Annotated in this window: 21 protein-coding genes; 6 read left to right on the plus strand and 15 right to left on the minus strand. The window is 33.6% G+C overall.

Annotated elements, in window-relative coordinates; all coding sequences use genetic code 11:
• Window positions 1–25: 25 nt before the first annotated feature.
• The 4 genes from FGF67_RS10770 to FGF67_RS10785 are packed head-to-tail and all read right to left on the minus strand — an operon-like array spanning window position 26 to window position 4,016.
• Window positions 26–1,291 (minus strand): BamA/TamA family outer membrane protein, encoded by a 1,266-nt coding sequence (locus FGF67_RS10770; RefSeq protein WP_139697614.1) that lies wholly within the window; start codon window positions 1,289–1,291, stop codon window positions 26–28.
• A 16-nt stretch (window positions 1,292–1,307) separates the two neighbouring features.
• Entirely contained in the window at window positions 1,308–2,315 is a 1,008-nt protein-coding gene (locus FGF67_RS10775; RefSeq protein WP_233244060.1) for a glycoside hydrolase family 113, read from the minus strand.
• A gap of 36 nt (window positions 2,316–2,351) precedes the next feature.
• On the minus strand, window positions 2,352–3,275 hold the full coding sequence (locus FGF67_RS10780; protein WP_139697616.1) for a hypothetical protein: 924 nt from the start codon (window positions 3,273–3,275) through the stop codon (window positions 2,352–2,354).
• Window positions 3,276–3,302: 27 nt separating this feature from the next.
• Window positions 3,303–4,016, minus strand: coding sequence for a DUF547 domain-containing protein (locus FGF67_RS10785; RefSeq protein ID WP_139697618.1), 714 nt, complete (start codon window positions 4,014–4,016; stop codon window positions 3,303–3,305).
• Window positions 4,017–4,231: 215 nt separating this feature from the next.
• Here FGF67_RS10785 and FGF67_RS10790 point away from each other — a divergent pair, with 215 nt between their 5' ends.
• The 5 genes from FGF67_RS10790 to FGF67_RS10810 are packed head-to-tail and all read left to right on the plus strand — an operon-like array spanning window position 4,232 to window position 9,790.
• Entirely contained in the window at window positions 4,232–5,539 is a 1,308-nt protein-coding gene (locus tag FGF67_RS10790; RefSeq protein ID WP_139697620.1) for an NAD(P)/FAD-dependent oxidoreductase, read from the plus strand.
• Between the two features lie 3 nt (window positions 5,540–5,542).
• Entirely contained in the window at window positions 5,543–7,135 is a 1,593-nt protein-coding gene (locus FGF67_RS10795) for a 4Fe-4S binding protein (RefSeq protein ID WP_139697622.1), read from the plus strand.
• Window positions 7,132–7,614 (plus strand): toxin-antitoxin system YwqK family antitoxin, encoded by a 483-nt coding sequence (locus FGF67_RS10800; RefSeq protein ID WP_233244061.1) that lies wholly within the window; start codon window positions 7,132–7,134, stop codon window positions 7,612–7,614. Before FGF67_RS10795 ends, FGF67_RS10800 begins: the two co-directional genes overlap by 4 nt.
• Entirely contained in the window at window positions 7,611–8,303 is a 693-nt protein-coding gene (locus tag FGF67_RS10805) for a glycosyltransferase family 2 protein (RefSeq protein WP_139697624.1), read from the plus strand. The genes FGF67_RS10800 and FGF67_RS10805 overlap by 4 nt, the downstream gene beginning before the upstream one ends.
• Window positions 8,300–9,790 carry a cellulose synthase family protein gene (locus FGF67_RS10810; protein ID WP_139697626.1) on the plus strand — a complete coding sequence of 497 codons (1,491 nt, stop codon included), beginning with the start codon at window positions 8,300–8,302 and terminating at the stop codon, window positions 9,788–9,790. Before FGF67_RS10805 ends, FGF67_RS10810 begins: the two co-directional genes overlap by 4 nt.
• Before the next feature lie 4 nt (window positions 9,791–9,794).
• Here FGF67_RS10810 and FGF67_RS10815 read toward each other — a convergent pair whose 3' ends face one another.
• Window positions 9,795–10,574 carry a hypothetical protein gene (locus FGF67_RS10815; RefSeq protein ID WP_139697628.1) on the minus strand — a complete coding sequence of 260 codons (780 nt, stop codon included), beginning with the start codon at window positions 10,572–10,574 and terminating at the stop codon, window positions 9,795–9,797.
• A 328-nt stretch (window positions 10,575–10,902) separates the two neighbouring features.
• On the minus strand, window positions 10,903–11,112 hold the full coding sequence (locus tag FGF67_RS10820) for a hypothetical protein (protein ID WP_139697630.1): 210 nt from the start codon (window positions 11,110–11,112) through the stop codon (window positions 10,903–10,905).
• Window positions 11,113–11,680: 568 nt separating this feature from the next.
• Here FGF67_RS10820 and FGF67_RS10825 point away from each other — a divergent pair.
• Window positions 11,681–12,856 (plus strand): mannosyltransferase, encoded by a 1,176-nt coding sequence (locus FGF67_RS10825; RefSeq protein WP_317128553.1) that lies wholly within the window; start codon window positions 11,681–11,683, stop codon window positions 12,854–12,856.
• Between the two features lie 20 nt (window positions 12,857–12,876).
• On the opposite strand, the gene FGF67_RS10830 is transcribed toward FGF67_RS10825, so the two are convergent.
• The 9 genes from FGF67_RS10830 to FGF67_RS10870 form a co-directional block, all read right to left on the minus strand.
• Window positions 12,877–13,239: a hypothetical protein gene (locus FGF67_RS10830; protein WP_139697634.1), complete on the minus strand. Its 363-nt coding sequence runs from the start codon at window positions 13,237–13,239 to the stop codon at window positions 12,877–12,879.
• A gap of 120 nt (window positions 13,240–13,359) precedes the next feature.
• Entirely contained in the window at window positions 13,360–14,139 is a 780-nt protein-coding gene (locus tag FGF67_RS10835; protein WP_139697636.1) for an RMD1 family protein, read from the minus strand.
• A 22-nt stretch (window positions 14,140–14,161) separates the two neighbouring features.
• The gene (locus FGF67_RS10840; RefSeq protein ID WP_139697637.1) at window positions 14,162–14,383 is read right to left on the minus strand and encodes a hypothetical protein; all 222 of its coding nucleotides are present in this window, start codon (window positions 14,381–14,383) and stop codon (window positions 14,162–14,164) included.
• Window positions 14,384–14,412: 29 nt separating this feature from the next.
• Window positions 14,413–14,724 (minus strand): hypothetical protein, encoded by a 312-nt coding sequence (locus FGF67_RS10845; RefSeq protein ID WP_139697639.1) that lies wholly within the window; start codon window positions 14,722–14,724, stop codon window positions 14,413–14,415.
• 35 nt (window positions 14,725–14,759) lie between these two features.
• The gene (locus FGF67_RS10850) at window positions 14,760–15,734 is read right to left on the minus strand and encodes a deoxyhypusine synthase family protein (protein ID WP_139697681.1); all 975 of its coding nucleotides are present in this window, start codon (window positions 15,732–15,734) and stop codon (window positions 14,760–14,762) included.
• On the minus strand, window positions 15,727–16,662 hold the full coding sequence (speB, locus tag FGF67_RS10855) for an agmatinase (RefSeq protein WP_139697640.1): 936 nt from the start codon (window positions 16,660–16,662) through the stop codon (window positions 15,727–15,729). Before speB ends, FGF67_RS10850 begins: the two co-directional genes overlap by 8 nt.
• Window positions 16,663–16,666: 4 nt before the next feature.
• A complete protein-coding gene (locus FGF67_RS10860; RefSeq protein WP_139697642.1) occupies window positions 16,667–18,118 on the minus strand; it encodes an arginine decarboxylase in 1,452 nt (483 codons plus the stop codon).
• Between the two features lie 571 nt (window positions 18,119–18,689).
• A complete protein-coding gene (locus FGF67_RS10865) occupies window positions 18,690–20,468 on the minus strand; it encodes a T9SS type A sorting domain-containing protein (RefSeq protein ID WP_139697644.1) in 1,779 nt (592 codons plus the stop codon).
• Between the two features lie 231 nt (window positions 20,469–20,699).
• On the minus strand, window positions 20,700–21,542 hold the full coding sequence (locus FGF67_RS10870; RefSeq protein ID WP_139697646.1) for a pseudouridine synthase: 843 nt from the start codon (window positions 21,540–21,542) through the stop codon (window positions 20,700–20,702).
• Window positions 21,543–21,708: the final 166 nt, after the last annotated feature.

Below are 21,708 nucleotides of genomic sequence, written 5' to 3' on the forward strand. Positions count from 1 at the left end.
AACTAAATGAAAGTGGCTTTAATACCTAAAAATATTGCCCTATTCCAAAAACAAACCCTTGACTGGCATTTTTGGTAACACCATAGCCATAATCTATTCTAAAAATGGCGTTATAAATTTTTTTATGAATGAATCGGAATCCAAGACCTGGATAGACTTTTATATTGTCACTAATAAGAAAATCAGATAATGGCCCACCAGGGTTGCGCCAAGAACCGGCATCAATAAAAGCATTACCTTGTAAAACAAACCAGCCTTTCTCTACTAAAGTAGCTCTATACTCAGTATTTAAAACCACAGAACCCGTACCACGATCAATCACATTTCCTACCCCACGAATATTCACATTATTATCAACAGAAAATGGCGCAAAAGGCGTTTTATCATTAGTAGCCAAACCAAAACGTAATCTATTTGCCCAATTGCCATGTTTACCAACACGCTGAAACCAAAAAAAGTCGTTCCAGCCCACAAAAAAATCTGGTAAAGTATCGTTGGTAGAGGTTACATATTGAAAGGTAAACCAGCTTCTAAACCCTGATACGTATTGATAAAAATAATCTAACTTATTATAGTCGTACACAAAGCGTAATAACCATTTTTTTACGTTCAAATCTTGCGGCACATTTGGACTGGTAGCTCCAAATTGGTATTCATATGCCTCCTTAAAGTAATTTAAACCCAATTCAAAACGGTTATAAAAATTCATTTCATACAAACCCAACACCTCAAAAGAATCATTATTATAGCGATAGCTTGAAGAGGTGTTATCAAAAAAAACGGGCTCTAGTGTTGTTAAATCTTGCCTGTTTATAGCGAGCCCCCATTTGTTTGAAAACAGATAAGGCGCCCTAAAATTAATAGCATATGAACTGTAAATATCTTTTTGATAAAACCCACCAAAAATAATGCCTCTGTCTAAAGTATTAAACTCATAAAGCCCTAACCTATACGCAAATTCATCATCATTTGTAGTATACACATTAAGCGAAGGTATAAGGGTAAAATTTTCTTCTATATTATATAAAACATGATACCCCTTTGCTTTATCTGGAAAAACTTGATAGTAAGCATGAGCAATTGAAGGTAAACGCTTCAACCTAACAATATCTTTATCAAGCATAGCTGAATCAAGCGCAGCGCCAATTTTTACTGTTGAAATTCTTTTAATAAAACTGGCTTTAACGCGATTATTCCCTTGAATTTTAAAATTATGAATCACCCTTTCTTGTCCGAAAACGTTCTGGAACAATAATAAAATAAGACCAAATAGAAATTGTGCGCTTTTCATTCAAACAAAACGGGTGTTATTGCAATTGATATTGTTTTCTAATGACTTCTTCAGCAGGTTTGTTTTGAGGTGTAAACCTATTATTTTCTAGACCTCCAACCTCGGTATGATTATGAAACCATTTCCAAACAAACCCTCCTGCAAACCAAGGCTCATGCCAAAAGGTTTCATACAAGGCTGTCATAGCATTTGTTTGGGCTAATGGATTATTACCTCCCGACGCTCTGCTAGTTTGCCAAGGTTCTTTCCCTGTATAGTCAACACTTCTATAACCATATTCAGTAAACAGCACAGCTTTATTATACTTTTCTGCCATAGTCTTTATCACTAATTTATAAGGTTCCCAGCCTTTTAAGCAATCTTCAATAGTTGGGGTCTTTGCTTCACTTACTGGAAAATAAGCATCAATACCTATAAAATCAAGTTGATCCCAAAACAGTGTACGCTTAAATTCATCCCAGTTGGCGGCATAGGTGAGTTTTCCTTTGTAAATGGCTTTTATTTTTAAGATTAAATTCTTCCAATATTCTGGTCTGTTTTCTATAAATTTTTCTAATTCGGTTCCAATACAAAATATAGGGACTTTCATAGTTTCTGCCAACTGCGCATACTCTAAAATAAAACGAGAATATGCTGTTTCTAGTAGCTGCCAATGTGCTTCGCTCTCCATTTTAATGAGACCTGTATATTTACCACGCCAAACCCATATTTGAGGTTTTAACATGATTTTGATATTATGCTTTCGTAGTGTTTTAATATACTGTATCACGCCATCTTTTCGTTCCCCAAACCACTGCCTGTCTGTATTAAATATAATATCTGGATGTGATATATCTTCAATAAATCCAAAAGGCATAATAGCCGCATAATTGGCATTAACTTTAACAACAGGTTTAATGTTAGTATGGTCAATCTCATGTTTTGAAGCCACAAAACTAACGCCATTAATCTTCTCTGTTTGTGGTTTACAAGCACCAAAACTAAACATCAAAATAAGGGTTACGGCGTGTTTTAAAGATGTCATGAATACAATTTTACATTCCTAAATTACCATAATTACTCAAAACAATGCTCTAAGTCCTAAACTAAATGTTTGCCCTAAACCTTGAAAACTATAACCTCTAATAAATTTTCCAAATGATGCCTCAATATTAAGTATTTTGGTTATTTGGTATTTACCACCAAAACCTAATTGGGTATAGTTTTGTGAAAAATTGTTTCCTAAATCAATTAAAAAGGCCTGTTGACCGTTAATAAAAATAGTTGATTTTGAAGTTGGAAAATAACTCAAAAAAGCACTTATAGGCATAAACAAGCTATTATTTGCATAACGCTCTGATATATTTGCGGTATTAAAATCAGCATCTGTTGATTTTTCTCCAAAATTAAAACCTAAATCTATTTCGGTAAAAATTTGCCATTTATCAGCCCCAAAAGTATTATCATAAAAGAATTTTGTTTCCCAAAACACACTTCTTTTATCTAAATACACAGGATCATTATTCTCACCTGGAAATGCCTCGTCTTTAAACACAGGAAAATACACCGATGAGGTCACAGAAAATGTAGGCAAACTTACAAAAGGTTGCACTCTAATGGAAGGTGCTAAAGTGGTTAATCCGCTTCTCGAATTCACTAAATCGTTTTTAAACTTAAAAACATCAAGCGCACCAGCGCCGTTAAATGTGTTTGACCTTATTTGAAAAACAAGCCCAATATTCACTCGAGCCTTAGCACTTATACCAGTATAAATTTCAGTAGTATTTGTAAAAAACGTTTCTCTTGGTATTGTAACGGACTTAGTCCCGGCATCTGTTCTTTCGGTTTGTGTATAAACACTATTAAAAAATTTAATATCCCACTGCCCCTTACTTAAAAGTTTAGATGGTGTGTAGGTTTGTATATTACTTCGTTCTTGTTCATTTTGAGAAAAACCGTAAAAAGTGAGGGTAAACATAAAGGCAAGGGTACATAGTCTTTTCATTTGAAATAGTTTATTTGGTTTCTATTTTTATTGTTTGTTTATACTCCAGTTGTAAGGAAAATAGCGAAGTTTAAATGTGCTGGATATTACATCAGCTCGGTATTGGTTAATAAAATCAATCTCTGTGCTACCATGCATAGTAAAGTCTTCTTTATACCATTCCATAATTTGAGAGACTTCTACGCGATTTTTCTTGAAATTTACGCGAATAAAATCACCATTTAAGGCCAATTTAGTTTGTTGTTCTAGTTGTGTTTCTAGGGTTTCAGGTAGGTAGGCTTCACTAATTAAAGGCGGACACCCAATAGCTCCGCAAACCAATACAAAATGAAATCGGGCATCATTAAATTGAGCTCTTAATAGTTTATGCTCTATATCATTTAATGTAACTTTTTTACTTGCTAAGTTGAAGGTTGTTTTATCAAAAAAACCAGAGACATCAAGAGGCGAGTTGATTGGATAATTATCAACAACACCTTTTATAACGGCCAGATTATAAGCATTTATCCAAAAAGATTGATAGACCAATTCTTCCGATTTTTCAATTGAAATTGTCTCTCCTATATTCATTAATTCTTCAAGCGCTTTAGTATCCTTTTTAATAGCTTCATAGGCTACTTTGCCGTTAACAACATGGATTTTTAAGAATGTATCCGTTTTATTAAAAAAAGCTTCAACATTCTGGGCTCGCAAAGAGAAAGCAGCCCACAGGAAGACAAAAAATAGTATAGATTGTTTCATCTGTTTTTCTGAAAGTTTGAGTTAGTTATCACGTTTACCATAACTAAGTCCTATTAATCAACTTAAACTTTCATAAAAAGTACAGAAAATTTCTCGTCTTAAATTCAAGTATGTCCTTACAAAGGAACTTCAATTTAAATCCGTTCTAAATTAAACGTCAAATATTAAGTTCTTATCTTTAGGAACGACCGAAATGACTCAACTACCAAACAAATATGGAAGAACACACTGTTATAATAGGCAACGGCATATCTGGTGTTACAGCTGCCAGACATATTAGAAAGCTTTCAAAAAAGCGTATTACCATAGTTTCTTCAGAAACAGATTATTTCTTTTCTCGTACCGCTTTAATGTATGTTTATATGGGACATATGACTTTTGAGCATACCCAGCCTTACGAAAATTGGTTTTGGAAAAAAAACAAAATAGACTTAAAAAAAGGATTTATAAAACAGGTGGATACCGACAATAAACAACTTCTCTTTTCAAATAATGACACGCTTAACTATGACACTTTAATTATTGCTACAGGAAGCAAACCCAACAAATTTGGCTGGCCTGGTGAAAATCTAAATGGCGTAATGGGCATGTACCATAAACAAGATTTAGAAAACCTTGAAAAATACGCTCCAAACAATTCTGTATGTAAACGTGCCGTGATTGTTGGAGGTGGTCTTATAGGCATAGAATTAGCTGAAATGCTACATTCAAGACGTATTCCTGTAACGTTTTTAGTAAGGGAAAACAGTTTCTGGAATGGTATTTTGCCCGAAGGCGAAAGTGCTATGATAAACAGGCATATTAAAAATCACCATATTGATTTAAGACTTAGTTCCAATTTAAAAGAAATTATAGCTGATGAAAACGGAAAAGTTAAATCTATTATCATAGAGGAAACTGGTGAAGAAATACCGTGTAATGTGGTTGGACTAACCGCTGGGGTATCTCCAAATATAGATTTTTTAAAAGACTCCAATATTGAAATAGGTAAAGGAGTTAAAGTCAATCGGTATTTAGAGACCAACATCACCAATGTCTATGCTATTGGCGATTGTGCCGAGCAACATGCCCCCATAGGGCAACGCAGACCCATTGAAGCCGTGTGGTATACTGGACGCATGATGGGAGAAACCGTAGCACAGACTATTTGCGGCAACAAAACAAAATACACCCCTGGGCACTGGTTTAACTCCGCTAAATTTTTTGATATTGAATACCAAACCTATGGTTGGGTACATGGCGCTAAAGGGAAGCCTGATTATGAAACGCATTTCCATTGGAAACACCATGATGACACCAAATGTATTACCATAGCCTACCATAGCCAAAATAGAACTTTTTTAGGCATAAACACCTTTGGTATTAGAATGCGGCATGACACCTTTGACCGATGGTTATCGGAAAATAAAAGTGTTGAATACGTAATTCAACATTTAAAAGAAGCCAACTTTGACCCTGAATTCTATAAATGTTACGCTCCTGAAATACAGACCGCATTTTACAAAAACCTTGAAACTGTCTAACTTATGAATAGCAAGATTAATCATAGTATGTCATTAGCAAAACCTGATGCTCTTGGTATTTCCAATATGCATAAAGTGGCTTTGTGCATTGGAATTGTTGGACTTTTTATTTTGATTTTAGCTTTATGCCATGTTGACTTCCCAAATAAGGGGCTGTTTCTTACGTTATCACTAGGGCTTATAGCACTTGGCATAGTACTTTATTCAAGAGCATCCTATGTTAACACTATGGGAGGCATAAAAAATGATGGCGTTTGGTTTAAATCTGTTTCCTCAAGAGGGATTTGGGGATGGATGGCAGGCGTTATACTAACCACTTTTTACATAGTTCTTTACTTCTTTCCTAAGTATTTAGGCTTGGGTGAAAATGGCGCAGAAAATGAGGGACTTATTGGTTTATTTGACCCTCTAAGTCAGTTATTAAGTAATCGTCCTGCAAGCCAATGGTTTGTATATGGCACACTTTATACACTCGCTATTTTAACGTTTGGCGTTAAGTTTATTCTCAAATATAAACACAACAAATACCAACAATTAAGAACCTTGTCCGTAATGTTTTTTCAATTAGGTTTTGCTTTTTTAATTCCTGAATTTATGTACGTCATGAACAATGACTTGCCTTATTACGATTTAAAAAACATTTGGCCACTAAACTATTATCTGTTTGATGAATGGTCTGTAAAAGCTTTTTTATCTAGCGGAAATATTGGTTTAGGCTTATTACTCTTTGGCATTATTTCCATTTTTGTAATCACCCCTATTTTAACATACAAGTACGGAAAACGATGGTACTGTTCCTGGGTTTGTGGATGCGGCGGTTTAGCTGAAACTGCGGGTGATTCGTTCAGACAATTATCATCAAAGAAACGCTATGCCTGGCAAATTGAACGGTGGCTAATTCATCTTGTTTTGGTGTTCTCTGTGGTTATGACCACTGCTATGATCTATACCTATCTTGGTTATGACAGTAATGATTTCTGGCTTACAAGAGGACTTTTTATCAGTTTGGTGATCGGGTTCTTAACTTTAATTTTTGTAGGTGTTATGATTTTTAAACGTCAAGAACTAGCTAAAGATGCCAAATATGGAGCCCTTGGATTTTTTACTATCATTTTGCTTTTGGCTTTTATGCATACTACAAGCACAACAGAGCACTTATTCTATATTAATTCAGGCACACTAAGATCGGCTTATGGGCTTTATATTGGTTCCATTTTTTCTGGAGTTATTGGCACAGGATTTTACCCTATTTTAGGCAACAGAGCTTGGTGCAGATTTGGCTGCCCTATGGCTGCCGTATTAGGATTTCAACAAAGGTTATTTTCAAAATTCAGAATAACAACAAATGGCGGACAATGCATTTCATGTGGTAATTGTTCTACTTACTGCGAAATGGGAATTGATGTACGTGCCTATGCTCAAAAAGGAGAAAATATTGTTCGCTCTAGTTGTGTGGGTTGTGGTATCTGCGCTGCGGTATGTCCTCGTGGCGTACTCAAATTAGAAAACCAAAGCATGAAAGGACGCATAAACCCCAATGATGTTTTATTAGGTAATGACGTTGACCTTATGCATTTTGTAAACAAAAAAAATTGATACGATTACCTCTATGTTTAGCTTTTTTTGTCGGTGTAGTTTTTACAGTTAGCGCCCAAAAGGTCTATCAAAAAAATTATGACCCCCAACAGCTTTTAATCTCGGAAGGCTGGATGCAAAGTCACAAAAAACAAAACTACTGGTATTTTTACCATCCAAATGGCAAGATCAAAGCGGAAGGACATTACACTGAAAATGTAAAGACAAACTACTGGATTTTTTATAACTACAATGGTAAAAAGGAAAAAGAAGGCAGATTTCTTCAAAATAAAAAATCAGGATGGTGGCTATTTTATGATAAAAATCAAAATATTGAACATAAATGTCAATTAAAAGACAATCTGAAAAACGGATTTTGTTTAATATATAAAAATGAGGTTTTAGTGGCTGCTTCTAAGTATAAATCTGGCAAAAAATTAAAAGAATGGACTAACTTTGCCGACTTTAAAAGAGACAATAAATTAAGTAATCTCAAATGACCAAAATAAAAGTTATCATTCCTGCTTTTAATGAGGCTGACTCCATTGGTCTGGTTGTAAAAGACATCCCTAAACAGGTTGATGAAGTTGTTGTTGTAAATAATAACTCTAATGATAGTACTGAACTTAATGCAAAAAAAGCAGGTGCAACCGTTTTAAAAGAGATACACAAAGGCTATGGTCATGCCTGTTTAAAAGGTTTAGCTTATATAGCTAATTTACCTCAAAAACCAGACATCATTGTATTTCTTGATGGTGATTATAGTGATTATCCTGAAGAACTTGATAACATTGTCGCTCCAATCATAGAAAAGAATATTGATTTTGTTATTGGAGCCAGAGTAAAAGCATTGAGAGCATCAGGATCAATGACTATACCTCAAATTTTTGGCAATTGGTTGGCCACAACACTTATGAAGCTATTCTTTAGAGCGCAGTTTACAGATTTGGGACCATTTAGAGCTATTAAATATGATAAACTTGTAGGATTAAACATGGAAGACAAGACCTATGGTTGGACAATAGAAATGCAACTAAAAGTCTTAAAACAAAAATTATCATATACAGAAATACCTGTTAAATATAGAAATAGGATTGGTACCTCAAAAGTTTCTGGCACGATAAAAGGAGCGGTTTTAGCGGGTGTTAAAATCTTAGGGTGGATTTTTAAATACAGTTTTAAAAAATGATTTTACAAACATTAATTATTTTTATTTATAGCATATCGCTACTACTAATTTTCATGTATGCCTTAGCACAATTAAATCTTCTGTTTAATTATTTGTCTTCAAAAAAAGTTAAAGACAACTGCCCTAAATTAGACTTATCTAAACCAGAAGAAACACCTTATGTGACCATTCAGCTTCCGGTATATAACGAAATGTATGTCATGGAACGCTTGTTGGATAACATAGCCCAAATTGAATATCCTAAAAACAAACTAGAGATTCAGGTATTAGACGACTCTACTGATGAAACTGTATTAACCACCAAACAACATATTGAGCAACTTCAAGCCACAGGACTCGATATAAAACATATTACCAGAACAAACCGAAAAGGATTTAAAGCAGGTGCTCTAAAAGAAGGCCTTGAAATTGCCAAAGGCGATATAATTGCCATATTCGATTCAGATTTTTTACCAAAAAAAGATTGGCTAAAACAAACCGTGCCTTATTTTAAAGACCCTGAAATTGGTGTAGTACAAACACGCTGGGGGCATATTAATAGAAACTATTCCATACTAACCAAAATTCAAGCTTTTGCCTTAGATGCTCATTTTACTTTAGAACAAACAGGCAGAAACAGTAAAGGCCATTTTATAAACTTTAATGGTACTGCTGGTATATGGAGAAAAGCATGCATCATTGACGCCGGAAATTGGGAAGGTGATACACTTACTGAAGATTTAGACCTAAGCTATCGTGCTCAATTAAAAAATTGGAAATTCAAATATTTAGAAGATGTTGAAACACCTGCTGAATTACCTATAGTTATTAGTGCGGCAAGATCACAGCAATTTAGATGGAATAAAGGCGGTGCCGAAAACTTTAGAAAAATGTTGGGTCGCCTAATAAAAAGTTCTAATATTTCGACAAAAACAAAATTACATGGTTTGTTGCACTTACTAAATAGCACCATGTTTTTAAATGTACTCATTGTTGGCGTATTAAGCATTCCCATGCTTTACATTAAAAATGAATATGCCCATTTAAGACCGTATTTTTATATCATGAGTTTCTTTGTGATGAGTACCATAATTTTCTTTATATGTTATTGGTTTATGTACAAGAATATTTATGGTGGAGGCTTTAAAAACTTCTTTCGGTATATAGGCATGTTTTTCGTGTTTTTCTCAATAGCTATGGGTTTTTCCCTTCATAACTCTATAGCGGTTTTAGAAGGCCACTGGGGAAAGAAAAGTGAATTTGTACGTACCCCAAAATTTAATCTAAAAAAGTATAAAGACAACTGGAAGCACAATAAATACCTGAGAAAAAACATTTCAGTCAATGTGGTTTTTGAAGGCTTGCTTATGCTCTATTTTGGTTTTGGTATGTACAGTGCCTTTATTGTAGGCAACCAAGGAGGTGATTTTGGGCTTTTTCCGTTTCACCTGATGCTTTTCATAGGTTTTGGTTATGTGTTTTTTAAATCTTTAGCCTCAAAAGTTTAAAGTCTCAAAACGATTTAATAACTCTTAATACAGCAGAAGCTTCTGGGGTACTGCCTTTTGCAAATTTAGGTCCAAAGCCCAATTGCGTAGCGAAACCACTTCCAAATTCATAATGTACTTGCGGAAGCACAAGTAGTTCCATGTCATTACTATCTATTTTCTGAATCATAGGATTGGTATTATTCAATTCTAAGCCTACAACCGTATGTTCATTCACATCGGCAAAAAGCGAAGCATTCAGAACAATGGTGTTTTTCTTTCTTGCGGCATCTTTACCTGTTTCAATCATAACACCAAACAGACCAATAGCACTCCAAACCTCATTGAACCGATAGGCCGGAACGTAGAGAAAATTTAGTTCTAAAATATCATCGTGAATATACTGTTCGGCAATAACCTGAATACCATGTATAAACTGATTGTTTTTTGATGCGCCTATAGTCCATTGAATAGCTGCTTTAAACGCTTCTAATTCAAAATTCTCCATAGGAAATTCTAATTCTACGGCGAAACCATCAAACATAGCATATTCAATCTCGGGAGCCCATTCCACTTTTCTGCTAGACGTTTTATTTAACGGAAAATCGGCCAATGAATTTATTTCTAATTCGCCTTGTTTTGCACCCAAACCACGCACCAAATCAAACATTAAAGGCTCTGGAATGCGAACAGTTTCATTGACAACTTCTTGACAATGAGACGAATACCCTAAAACAAAAAGAATAACCCATAAAACAGCTGTCTTATTAAAAGGGCTAAAGACGCTTATTTTTAAAAAACTCATACGATTAAATTTTTTGAGTGATAACCCAGTAAAACCAAATAATATCCGTTAACACCTTTTATTTTCTTTAGGCCGTTCAAAGTTTTAAACGGCAATATAAATCAGTTTTAACGAAATTAAGATATTTTTTTTTCAGCGCAAAGCTCGTTGAAGTTTCAAGACCTCAACTCCTTTAATAAAAACACCTAAATTAAAAGAAGGCCTAGTCAAAATATCCTTAAACTTAATATTTTTTTTGAATACAAATACAATTCAAAACATAAAAAACAGTAAAGCCTAACTTTACTGTTTTTATTTTCACTACTTCGATTAGGTGATTTACAAAACACTACAAACACATCATATATGCGGTAATAGCCCTTTTCTCTTCTTTTGTTAATTTCAGTCCAAAAATTAAATTAAAAAACTCAGTCGCATCGTCTAAAGTTGGCAACCTTCCATCATACAAATACAGTAGAGAATCCTTTATTCCTCTAAAAAGAAAAGTTTTATCAGGGCCTTCTGGCCGTCCTTTGTAAAAGCGGTCCCATAATGACATATAGCACATGTTGCTTTTCCTTTAAATAAGTTTTTAATTAGGTTGTCCACTTAAAACAGTTTGAAAAAAATGATCGAGTCTATGAAGATCAATCTGGGCATCCTTTGAAATCTTTTATTTTTCCAAATAAGGTGTCTCCCTTAAGGTAATGATATAACCAGCATTATAGCCTTTTTGAGCTACAAGCATATTACACATCACACAAAATAAGGGTATCAGCAAGATTCTGTTCTTCATATAACGTTTTTAATCTTGTCTCAAAAATTATACCTCATTGAATTACACACTGTATTTAAGGGCCAAATCTCATATTTACTTGATTATTAGATTTTATAAATGAAACTAACAATAGTATTATATTTGATTCATGCTAACACATTCCAATCTTCTTAAATGCAACAATCTTTTTATCATCGTGGCGCTTTTGTGCGCCTCACTTTACAGCTTTTTTGCATATATAGTAGTTAGAACAGATTACATAAAACTGGTTGGTCTTTACGCTATTCTCTTTGGCTTATTTTATTACAGTGTTAAACACTTTAATAATAGTCCAAAAATCTTAACCTATATGGCCTTTGGATTCAGAGTCATTTTTATTGTAGCCATACCTAATTTATCACAAGATTTTTTCCGATTTATTTGGGACGGCAGGATGATTTTAGAAGGTTACAATCCTTATCTATACACTGTGCAATCTTTTTTTGACAACGGGCAACTACCTATCCATCAAGCCGAAGCATTGCGCCATGGGATGGGCGATTTAAACGCTAGCCATTTCACAAATTACCCTCCTGTAAACCAATTATGTTTTGCCGTAGCGGCGCTATGGTCTTCTAAAAGTATTTTAGGATCTGTGGTTATTATGCGCCTATTGATTATTTCGGCCGATTTTGGAACACTTTTCTTTGGTCAAAAACTACTTAAACAACTTAAAATGCCTTCTTATTATATCTTTTGGTATATTTTGAACCCTTTTATTATCATTGAACTTACAGGGAATTTACATTTTGAAGGAGTTATGATTTTCTTCCTTGTTTGGAGTCTGTATTTGCTCCATATCCGCAAATGGTATTGGGCTGCTGTTACTTTAGCTTTATCCATTTCGGTAAAATTAATACCACTCATATTTCTTCCATTATTTCTTCAATGGTTTATTAATCTATATGGAATAAAACCAGGGATAAAACGCTTAATCGCTTTTTATGGGTTAGTTCTTTTATGTACCTTATCACTTTTTGTACCTTTTTATTCTTCTAAATTTGTTCATAATTATACACAGACAGTAGCACTTTGGTTTCAAAATTTTGAATTTAACGCTAGCCTTTATTATATAGCAAGAGAGCTAGGCTATAAGTTTAGAGGCTACAATGAAATAGAAATTATTGGAAAGGTAATACCCGTATTGGTTTTAGCGGTTACGCTCACTATAACTTTTTTGCGAAATAATAAAACCACAGCAAGATTAATAACAGCCATGCTTATGGTGTTGACCCTTTATTATTTTATGGCAACAACTGTTCATCCTTGGTACATAGCTACTTTACTTATACTGGCTGTGTTTACCAAATATAAGTTCCCTTTAGTTTGGAGTGGTGTTATTATACTTAGCTATTTAGCTTATTTAAACTTAAATAAACCAGATAAATCTGAAAACTTCGTGATTATTGCTCTTGAATACCTTCTTGTTTACGGTGTTTTTATCTGGGACATTTTTATAAAAAAAGCCCCAAAAACAGGAGCTTAATGTTGTGTAATTTTCTTTTATCAATGTTTTTCTAAATCAGTAATAATATGCTTATCATCATGCTCTTCTTTTGTAAAATTATCGTCTTTATTAAACGTAATTTTAAAAAACGTTCCTACCAAAGCATCTGATTTTAAATCATACTTTTTCAACGCTTTGGGTTTTATTTCATGAAATGTGAAAGTCGTTATATTCCCCTTTTTGTCTTTTTTCTCAAAAGTATAGCCTGTATCTGTATACCCCTTGTAGTCCGCATAAACAACTAAACCTTCTTGGTATACCTCTATATTACAACTTTTATTTGTTTCAATATCTGCTTTAAAACTTGAAAGCGTCATAATACTCAATGCGAAAACGCTCAGAACCATTATTTTTTTCATCATTTTTATTTCAGTTTTTAATTATACATTGGTGCTTGCAAAGAAATTTCAAAAACCATACCACAAAAACAGTTATAAACTACCTTTTAAATATACGGCTTATTATCCTATTGAAAAAAACGCCTATGTAAAAAACTTTACCACAAACAAATCTAACACCTCAATAACGATAAGAATAATGATGATCCACTCCAGCAAACTACTCTCTTTATGATCCATAATATCTTTAAAAAGCTCTAGATTTTCTTTAATGATTTCTATTCTGTCGTGGATTAATCGATACCTATCTTTTAAATCAAAAGAGCGTTTTAAATCTAGATTAAGCCTATTAAGCGCTTCATTTTCCCAAGTGATATCGGGCGAATCAAAAATATAAAGGTTTTCAGAAATCTTGTTTTTTATGTTAAGTACCTTACCTATAAAGCGCTTTAACTTATGTCCAGAAATATCTAACTTCCCTTTCTCCTCAAGGTATAAGGTATGTTTATTCGTTTCTATTAATAATTCTTCAGTAATTTCTGAATACCTATTTAGAGCGACAGACTGTGAGGCATTTAACATCACCAAACGAATCATTTCCTGATCTAAACTAGGAAGAATAACACTGTCAAATTGAACTTTTAAGATACCAGATTTAACAAAGACTTGTACTGAATCAGATAATTTTTCGGAAAAGTAATGACTACAAAAAGGGGTTATTTCTTTTAATGCCATTTCAATTTCAGCACTGGTCATATTGAAAAAACAGACCATGCCATACTGAAATATGTAAACAAACTGATTGTTTGAACTTTTATAATAAAGTTCGTCGCTATCTTGAAACAGCAGTTGCCACGGCAACTGCTGTTTACTAGTTTTTATATTGATAGCACTAGCTACTTGGTAAGCAACTACTGAATACATTATGAATTGTAATAAACATGTTTTAGAGTGGCTTTAAACTTTCTACTCTGTATATGGGATTATCATCATCACCATCTTCTACAAAAGATATTCTAAAGTTTAAATCAATTAAGCTTTTGTCATTTTTTAAATCGAATTGTTTTAATACTCTTGGATGCACTTCCTCAAAAGCCAATTCTTCTCCATTTTCAAACCAAAAATTGTAATAACCGTTTTTGTAAGACTTAAAAACAGCAGTTCTCATGATGTATAATTAATTATATTAGTGTTTATTTATTCTTCTTCATCATCCATACTAGGGGGTTGAATGGCTTCTGGATCATCATCAGCAAAATCTTCATAATCTTCAACATCATAATTCTCCATCGTTACAGATAATTTAGAACTTACCTTTACAAGGTATTTAGTGTCTTCTGTAGTTACTTCAACCGCTTCAATCATATCGTTATGTTGATTTCTAAAAGATATAATATCGTCATCATCATACCCATCAGGATAACGTTCTACCAATAAGGCCAATATTTCTGGCGTAAGCTTTTTGAAATCAACTATAACACGCTTTAAATTATCATTTCTATGTTTCATGTTCGGTTTTATTGTTTTTTCTGATTTGGTCATTTTTACTTGCCCAAAAGATAAGCAAAAATTAAAGGCGCAACAATAGTTGCATCACTTTCTATGATAAATTTTGGGGTATCTATATCTAGCTTTCCCCACGTGATTTTTTCATTTGGTACTGCTCCAGAATACGAACCATAGCTTGTTGTTGAATCACTTATTTGACAAAAATAGCTCCAAAAAGGGGTATCTGTACGTTCCATATCTTGATACAACATAGGTACAACACATATAGGAAAATCTCCTGCAATACCACCTCCTATTTGAAAGAAACCAATGCCTTTTTCTGAATTCTCAGTATACCAATCTGCTAAAAAGGTCATATACTCAATACCAGATTTCATGGTACTTGCCTTTAATTCACCTTTTAAAACGTAGCTTGCAAAAATATTTCCCATAGTACTATCTTCCCAACCAGGGCATACAATAGGTAAATTCTTTTCGGCAGCAGCATACATCCATGAATCTTTTATATCAATTTCATAATACTGTTCTAATACGCCTGACAACAACATTTTATACATATACTCATGAGGCAAATAACGCTCTCCTTTAGCTTCAGCTTCTTGCCATATTTTAAAAATATGTTGTTGTAATCTGCGGAAGGCTTCTTCTTCGGGAATACAGGTATCTGTTACACGATTTAATCCTTTTTCTAATAAATCCCATTCTTCTTGAGGCGTTAAATCACGGTAATTAGGCACACGTTTGTAATGCGAATGTGCTACTAGATTCATGATATCCTCCTCAAGGTTAGCACCTGTACATGAAATAATTTGGACTTTATCTTGACGAATCATTTCAGCAAAACTTTTCCCTAATTCAGCTGTACTCATTGCTCCTGCTAATGACACTAACATTTTTGCCCCACTATTTAACTGCGCTTCATAACCTTTTGCTGCATCAACCAATGTTGCAGCATTGAAATGCAAATAATGAGTTTCTATAAATTGTGAAATAGGCCCTTTGCTAGTAATCATTTTCTTCAAATTTTAATGGGTTCTTTTTTTGTTCTGTTATTTGAAAGGCGTTATCATATTCATCATTTATTTCATCATTCATAAACTTATAGCTTAACATTTTATAATATAATTTAGCCGCTAAAAAGTCTGATGATTTTTCCTTTTTGTTCGGACAAAGCTCAACAATATCAAAACCTACTACATTTTTTTCTTCAAACACTTGCTTTAAAAAGTCTAAGGTTTCATACCACAAAAGGCCGCCCGGTTCTGGGGTTCCTGTGCTTGGTAATATAGACGGATCAAAGGCATCTAAATCAAATGTGATAAACACATTATCTGTCATCTGATCAATAGCTGCATCCATCCAAGAATCATCAACAGCCATATCATGTGCAAAATATGTTTTATCTTCATCCATCACGGTTTTTTCCATAATATCCATAGAGCGTATACCAACCTGAATTAAATTAGTGGTTTGACTCGCTTCATAAACGGCACAAGCATGATTACAGGTAGAGCCTTCGTATGACTGACGTAAATCGGCATGCGCATCAATATGTAATACGGTTAAACTAGGATACATTTCATTAAATGCTCTAATTGTTCCTATTGAGATGGAGTGCTCGCCACCAAAAATGGTTACAAACTTGTTCTTTTTTATGTATTTTTTTGTGGTTTGATGCACCGCTTCAACCATAGCTTCTGGCGACGCATTTTCTGTAACAGCTTCAGTTAAATACACCCCTTGTTGGTATACTTCTGTACCTGTTTCTATATCATAAAGCTCCATATTCTCTGAAGCTTCTAAAAAAGCTTTTGGTCCTTTATCTGCTCCTTTTTGCCACGTACTTGTACCATCATAAGGCACTGGGATTAAAACAATTTTAGCCTGTTCTAATTTTGCAAATTCCTCTGGAATTCCTGCGTATGTTTTCACTTTCATGGGTTTAATATTCTACTTCGGTTAGCTCTATTATTGGTTTTTCAACAACTTTCTCCTGAGCCTTTTGGTACCCTAATATTTTTAATAAATCTTCACTCTTTTGCTGTTCGCTAAATACTTTTGTGGTGAGATTCCCATTAGCATCTCTGTTAATTAAAATATGCTTTGGCGTAGGAATTAAACAGTGTTGCAACCCGCCAAAACCACCAATGGTTTCTTGGTAAGCTCCTGTATTAAAAAACCCTATATACAATGGTTTCTCTTTATTGTATTTAGGCAAATAAATGGCATTCATGTGTTGCTCACTGTTGTAGTAATCATCACTATCGCATGTTAGCCCTCCTAGAAGTACGCGTTCGTAACTATCATTCCATCGGTTAACGGGCAGCATAACAAAACGCTTATTAATAGCCCAGGTATCTGGTAATGTGGTAATGAAGGATGAATTAATCATATTCCACTTTTCGCGGTCGTTTTGTTGCTTTTGGTATAGCACCTCATAAATAGCTCCACCACTTTCACCCACGGTAAAACTTCCAAATTCCGTAAAAATATTGGGTACATCAACTTCTTCTTCCTCACAGGTTAATTTAATTTGATTGATGATTTCATCAATCATGTACTCATAATCAAATTCAAAAGCTAATGAATTCTTTATAGGAAAACCGCCTCCAATGTTCAAACTATCTAATGACGGACAAATCTTTTTTAAGCTCGTATAAACCCGTAAACATTTTAAAAGTTCATTCCAATAGTAAGCGTTATCACGAATGCCTGTATTAATAAAAAAGTGAAGCATTTTAAGCTCAACCTTATCATTATTAGCGATTTGATTTTTGTAAAAAGGCACAATATTTTTATAGCCAATACCTAAACGAGAGGTATAAAACTCAAATTTTGGTTCTTCTTCTGAAGCAATGCGTATGCCTACATTAAATTTACCCTTAATTTCTTGAGATAGTAAATCAATTTCCTCATAATTGTCTATTATAGGAATGGCATTTCTATGTCCGTTGTTAATTAAACGGGCTATATTGGTTACATACTGTTCACGTTTAAACCCATTGCTAATGACATAGGTATCATCAGTTATTTTACCAGCTTCTTTTAAATTTTCTACAATATCAATATCAAAAGCAGATGATGTTTCAATATGAATATCGTTCTTTAAAGCTTCATCTAAAACATGCTTAAAATGGCTACTCTTTGTACAGTAACAGTAGTTATAAGTGCCTTTGTAATCATGCTTTTCCATGGCATTAATAAACCACTGTTTTGCCTTATTAATATTGTTAGATATTTGAGGCAAATAGGTAAACTTTAATGGCGCACCATACTGTTTTATTAATTGCATTAAATCAATGCCATGAAAATGTAATTGTCCTTTATCAGTTTTAAATTCCTCTTGAGGGAAATCAAAAGTCTGATTGATTAAATCTGTATATTTTGTATTCAATGTATGTTGTAATTATATGAGTTAAAGATGTATGGTGCAGATTAACTACACGTTAAGTCAATAAAAAATAATTACTATCAAATACGGAATTCTTGACGCGTAGTAGGCACAAAAGCGTATTCATGCTGTATAGCATGTATAGGAGACACGGAAGTTAGCTTTAAAATTCGGTTACTTAATCTATAAGCTGCTTTTGAATATGACTTCCTAATTTTCAAAAGCCCGAACACAGAAACAGGTTTCAATTTGTTCAGCTAATACGTTAAACCAAAATCTTAAGGGGTATTAAACCATGTCATTTTAAAATTTTGGTGCGGCAAATGTAGTTTATTTTTCAATACACCAAGCTTTTTTTAAAAAAATTTTAAGCTTTTTTTAGTGTACTTTAAAAGATCTAACTATCTGGTTTTCTGAATAAAATAAACATCAAACATTTTTAAATCGCAATAATAAAGAAGATATTACTTCTTTTTAATTATTGTTTTCATAAACTGTTTAATCTAAATACATTAACTCATAAGAACAAAGAAATATAAGTACGTCATTTTTTAAATTTGTCTTCTATTTTGACTTACTGTTTAACTATACGCTTTACGATAGTTTGTGAATTTAATTGAACCATTAGCAAATAAGCGCCTGAAGAAACACCTTCTAGATTGATATAGTCAGTTTTCAGATTACCATAGCTAACAACTTTACCCAAAAGATTAATCAACTGATATGAACCACCTTGTTCATTTAAACTCAAATATAATTTGTTTTTCGTAGGGTTGGGAAAAATACTGATTGGACTTTTAATAAGAGTGTTATTTGATAGAGTAATTCCTCCAGAAATATTGGAAAACGAAGACGCAGAAAAAGTGTTATCTATAGCTTGCACAGACCATGTATAATTACCATTAGGCAAATTATCTGTTATAAAAAACAAATTGGCTCCTGCATTACCAGGTTCAACAATAGTTCTGAAACCATCTGAATTACTTAATGACGGAATATACAGTTCTCCATCTTTGTAAAGATTCACACTATAGGTAATAGCACTTTGCATTGTTTTATCGTCAGAGGAGGCATTCCAAGTCAGCTTTAACTTATTACCGATAATTTCTTCTGAAAGCCCAGAAGGGGTACTTGGAGCTGTATTGGTCACTTTTAAAGATTCTTGCTCTTTGCTAGATAATTTTTCTGAAGATATTAATGTTGTATTTAAATAAATAGCTGCTTCTAAATCAAAATTTGACTTTTGTCCATTTATAAAGAAATCTAAATAACCGTCATTATTAAAGTCAGCCCACCCTCCAGAAGACTGACCTACTCCCTCAACTGAAAAGACTTCTGTAAAAGTAAGTAGATCATTTGAGAATACTTTACAAACCTTATCATCTGGCCAAGGAACATTTCCCGTAATTAAAATATCTAAATCACCATCATTGTCATAGTCAGCCCACTTAGCAAACCCCTCAATTACATTTGGAAGCCCTGTATTCATTTCTGTAAAAGATGTAATGTTATTTATATAAAGGCCTGTGTAATTTTGAGATGAAGCAGTCAAACCTGTAAGCAGTAAATCCAAGTCTCCATCGTTATCCGCATCACCCCAATCTATAGAGCTAAGTCGAACACCTTCAAATGTATTTTCAAAAACCAACTCAAACCCGGTTTCTGTTTGACGGTATAAACGCGTAATAGGGTCTCCTGTATTAGGAGCTACACCTGTAACTCCTGTAATCATAAAATCCAAAAGGCCATCACCATCATAATCAACCCAAGAAGCACTCCCAAAAGAAACACCTTCTACGGAAGGCAAGTCTATTTCAGTAAATACTGAATCTTTATTTTCAAATATTTTAGTAATTGAAGCACTTGAGTTGTCTTGACCAACAATTAAAATATCCTCTTGCCCATCATTATTATAATCACCCCAATCTATAGAACCTCTACTTACTCCAGGAAGCTCAATATTAGAATCAACAAACTCACTCTCATAAGTAAGAACCCTACTTATTGCACCATTATTTTCAGGAGAATGCCCAATGATTGCCAAATCCATTTTTCCATCATTATTGTAATCTGCCCAATCTAAATTACCATCATTTAGATTCGGGAAATTGTCAATCCCATTTTCAGTCAATTCTAAATTATCATTTAGATACAGCAGAGAATAAACATTGGCCAAAATATCATTACCAAATATTAAAATATCCAAATCTCCATCAGAATCAAAATCTGTAAAAGTAACAGTACCATTCCTCAACCCCCTAACACTACTCTTTGTGCTAAGTTCAAACTGCGCGTTAGCCTGAAAGATAAAACATATAGAAATCAAACAGGTTATAAAAATTAGGTGCTTCATAAAATAATTGTAGTCTTTTAGCTATAGTTTATCAATAAAAATAACAAAAAATGCAATTTCCTACAATATTTTAATAAAAAGACTATTAGGTATATATGTTTTTTTTTACAACTATAAACATTAAAAAACCTCTAAAATCGAATTTACCCACTAGTTTGTCAGTAGACTTGCTTTCGATATATTAAGACCAGTCACTTTCTGCACTGCTTTTAATTTGAGATTATAACATCATTATAGCATTTGCAACGTATTAACTTCCTGAGTAGTTAAATGTTTCCAATGCCCTCGTGGAATATCTTTTTTGGTTAAATGCCCAATAGCCACACAGTCAACACTTAAAAGATCGTATTTAAAATGATCAAAAATAGTACGAATAATGGTATTTCCTGTATTCTTAATTTTTAATCCAACTTCTTTTTTACTTGCACCATCTATATAGCTGATTTCTTCAACTTCTATAAGTTTATCTTCTATTTTAAAACCGTTTTGAATCTTTTTTAAATCTTCAAGTTTTAAATTTTTATCCAATTCAATATGAAACAAGCGTGGAACTCCATTTTTTGAATTGGTAAACTTTTTAGCCACCGTATCGTCATTGGTGAACAACAATAACCCTTTTGAGTTTCTTCCTAATCGCCCTATAGGTTTTATTTTAGCATTTGTAGCATTGGCCACTAAGTCCATGACCGTTCTACCTTTACCCTCACTTGTGGTGGTTGCAAATCCTTTGGGTTTATTTAATAATACATACGTCTTTTTTTCCGGACTTATTCTTGAACCATCATAACGCACTTCATCACCTGGCTTTACTTTATAACCCATCTCGGTAACTACTTTCCCATTAACCGAAACCAAGCCCGTAGCAATATGTACATCAGCCTCTCTACGCGAACAAACTCCTGCATTTGCTACATATTTATTCAGCCTTATTTCATCAGAATCATTTGCTTTTTTGGGCTGGGGGCTAGACTTTTTTATAGGAGCATTTCCTCTGGCGTAACTTGTAAAACGCTTATTTCCTTGACCACGTCCTGATGGTCTCCCCTTTCCTTTTCCTCCTTCTTGTCTATTCATAATGATAATTTTTATGCAAAGATATACTTAATATTACGATTCTATATTTTATGTTACATTTTGTTTTTCTGCATTAAGGATTGAGGCATTTGTTGAAGCCCCCCGACGCTAGGAGGGAGCGACTGCCGAAAGCCTGCCCCTTAACGTGTTAAGGGTAACGCCCAAA

This window comes from Allotamlana fucoidanivorans (genome assembly GCF_006265225.1).
In the GTDB taxonomy this organism is placed as follows: domain Bacteria; phylum Bacteroidota; class Bacteroidia; order Flavobacteriales; family Flavobacteriaceae; genus Allotamlana; species Allotamlana fucoidanivorans.

Excerpts from the sequence above, each read along its gene's own strand:
- FGF67_RS10840 (WP_139697637.1), bottom strand. The coding sequence starts at position 14,383 with ATGAGAACTGCTGTTTTTAAGTCTTACAAAAACGGTTATTACAATTTT.
- FGF67_RS10825 (WP_317128553.1), top strand. The coding sequence starts at position 11,681 with ATGGCCTTTGGATTCAGAGTCATTTTTATTGTAGCCATACCTAATTTA.
- FGF67_RS10845 (WP_139697639.1), bottom strand. The coding sequence starts at position 14,724 with ATGAAACATAGAAATGATAATTTAAAGCGTGTTATAGTTGATTTCAAA.
- FGF67_RS10795 (WP_139697622.1), top strand. The coding sequence starts at position 5,543 with ATGAATAGCAAGATTAATCATAGTATGTCATTAGCAAAACCTGATGCT.
- FGF67_RS10770 (WP_139697614.1), bottom strand. The coding sequence starts at position 1,291 with ATGAAAAGCGCACAATTTCTATTTGGTCTTATTTTATTATTGTTCCAG.
- FGF67_RS10810 (WP_139697626.1), top strand. The coding sequence starts at position 8,300 with ATGATTTTACAAACATTAATTATTTTTATTTATAGCATATCGCTACTA.
- FGF67_RS10835 (WP_139697636.1), bottom strand. The coding sequence starts at position 14,139 with ATGTATTCAGTAGTTGCTTACCAAGTAGCTAGTGCTATCAATATAAAA.
- FGF67_RS10815 (WP_139697628.1), bottom strand. The coding sequence starts at position 10,574 with ATGAGTTTTTTAAAAATAAGCGTCTTTAGCCCTTTTAATAAGACAGCT.
- speB (WP_139697640.1), bottom strand. The coding sequence starts at position 16,662 with ATGAAAGTGAAAACATACGCAGGAATTCCAGAGGAATTTGCAAAATTA.
- FGF67_RS10785 (WP_139697618.1), bottom strand. The coding sequence starts at position 4,016 with ATGAAACAATCTATACTATTTTTTGTCTTCCTGTGGGCTGCTTTCTCT.
- FGF67_RS10790 (WP_139697620.1), top strand. The coding sequence starts at position 4,232 with ATGGAAGAACACACTGTTATAATAGGCAACGGCATATCTGGTGTTACA.
- FGF67_RS10805 (WP_139697624.1), top strand. The coding sequence starts at position 7,611 with ATGACCAAAATAAAAGTTATCATTCCTGCTTTTAATGAGGCTGACTCC.
- FGF67_RS10870 (WP_139697646.1), bottom strand. The coding sequence starts at position 21,542 with ATGAATAGACAAGAAGGAGGAAAAGGAAAGGGGAGACCATCAGGACGT.
- FGF67_RS10780 (WP_139697616.1), bottom strand. The coding sequence starts at position 3,275 with ATGAAAAGACTATGTACCCTTGCCTTTATGTTTACCCTCACTTTTTAC.
- FGF67_RS10820 (WP_139697630.1), bottom strand. The coding sequence starts at position 11,112 with ATGTCATTATGGGACCGCTTTTACAAAGGACGGCCAGAAGGCCCTGAT.
- FGF67_RS10865 (WP_139697644.1), bottom strand. The coding sequence starts at position 20,468 with ATGAAGCACCTAATTTTTATAACCTGTTTGATTTCTATATGTTTTATC.
- FGF67_RS10830 (WP_139697634.1), bottom strand. The coding sequence starts at position 13,239 with ATGATGAAAAAAATAATGGTTCTGAGCGTTTTCGCATTGAGTATTATG.
- FGF67_RS10775 (WP_233244060.1), bottom strand. The coding sequence starts at position 2,315 with ATGACATCTTTAAAACACGCCGTAACCCTTATTTTGATGTTTAGTTTT.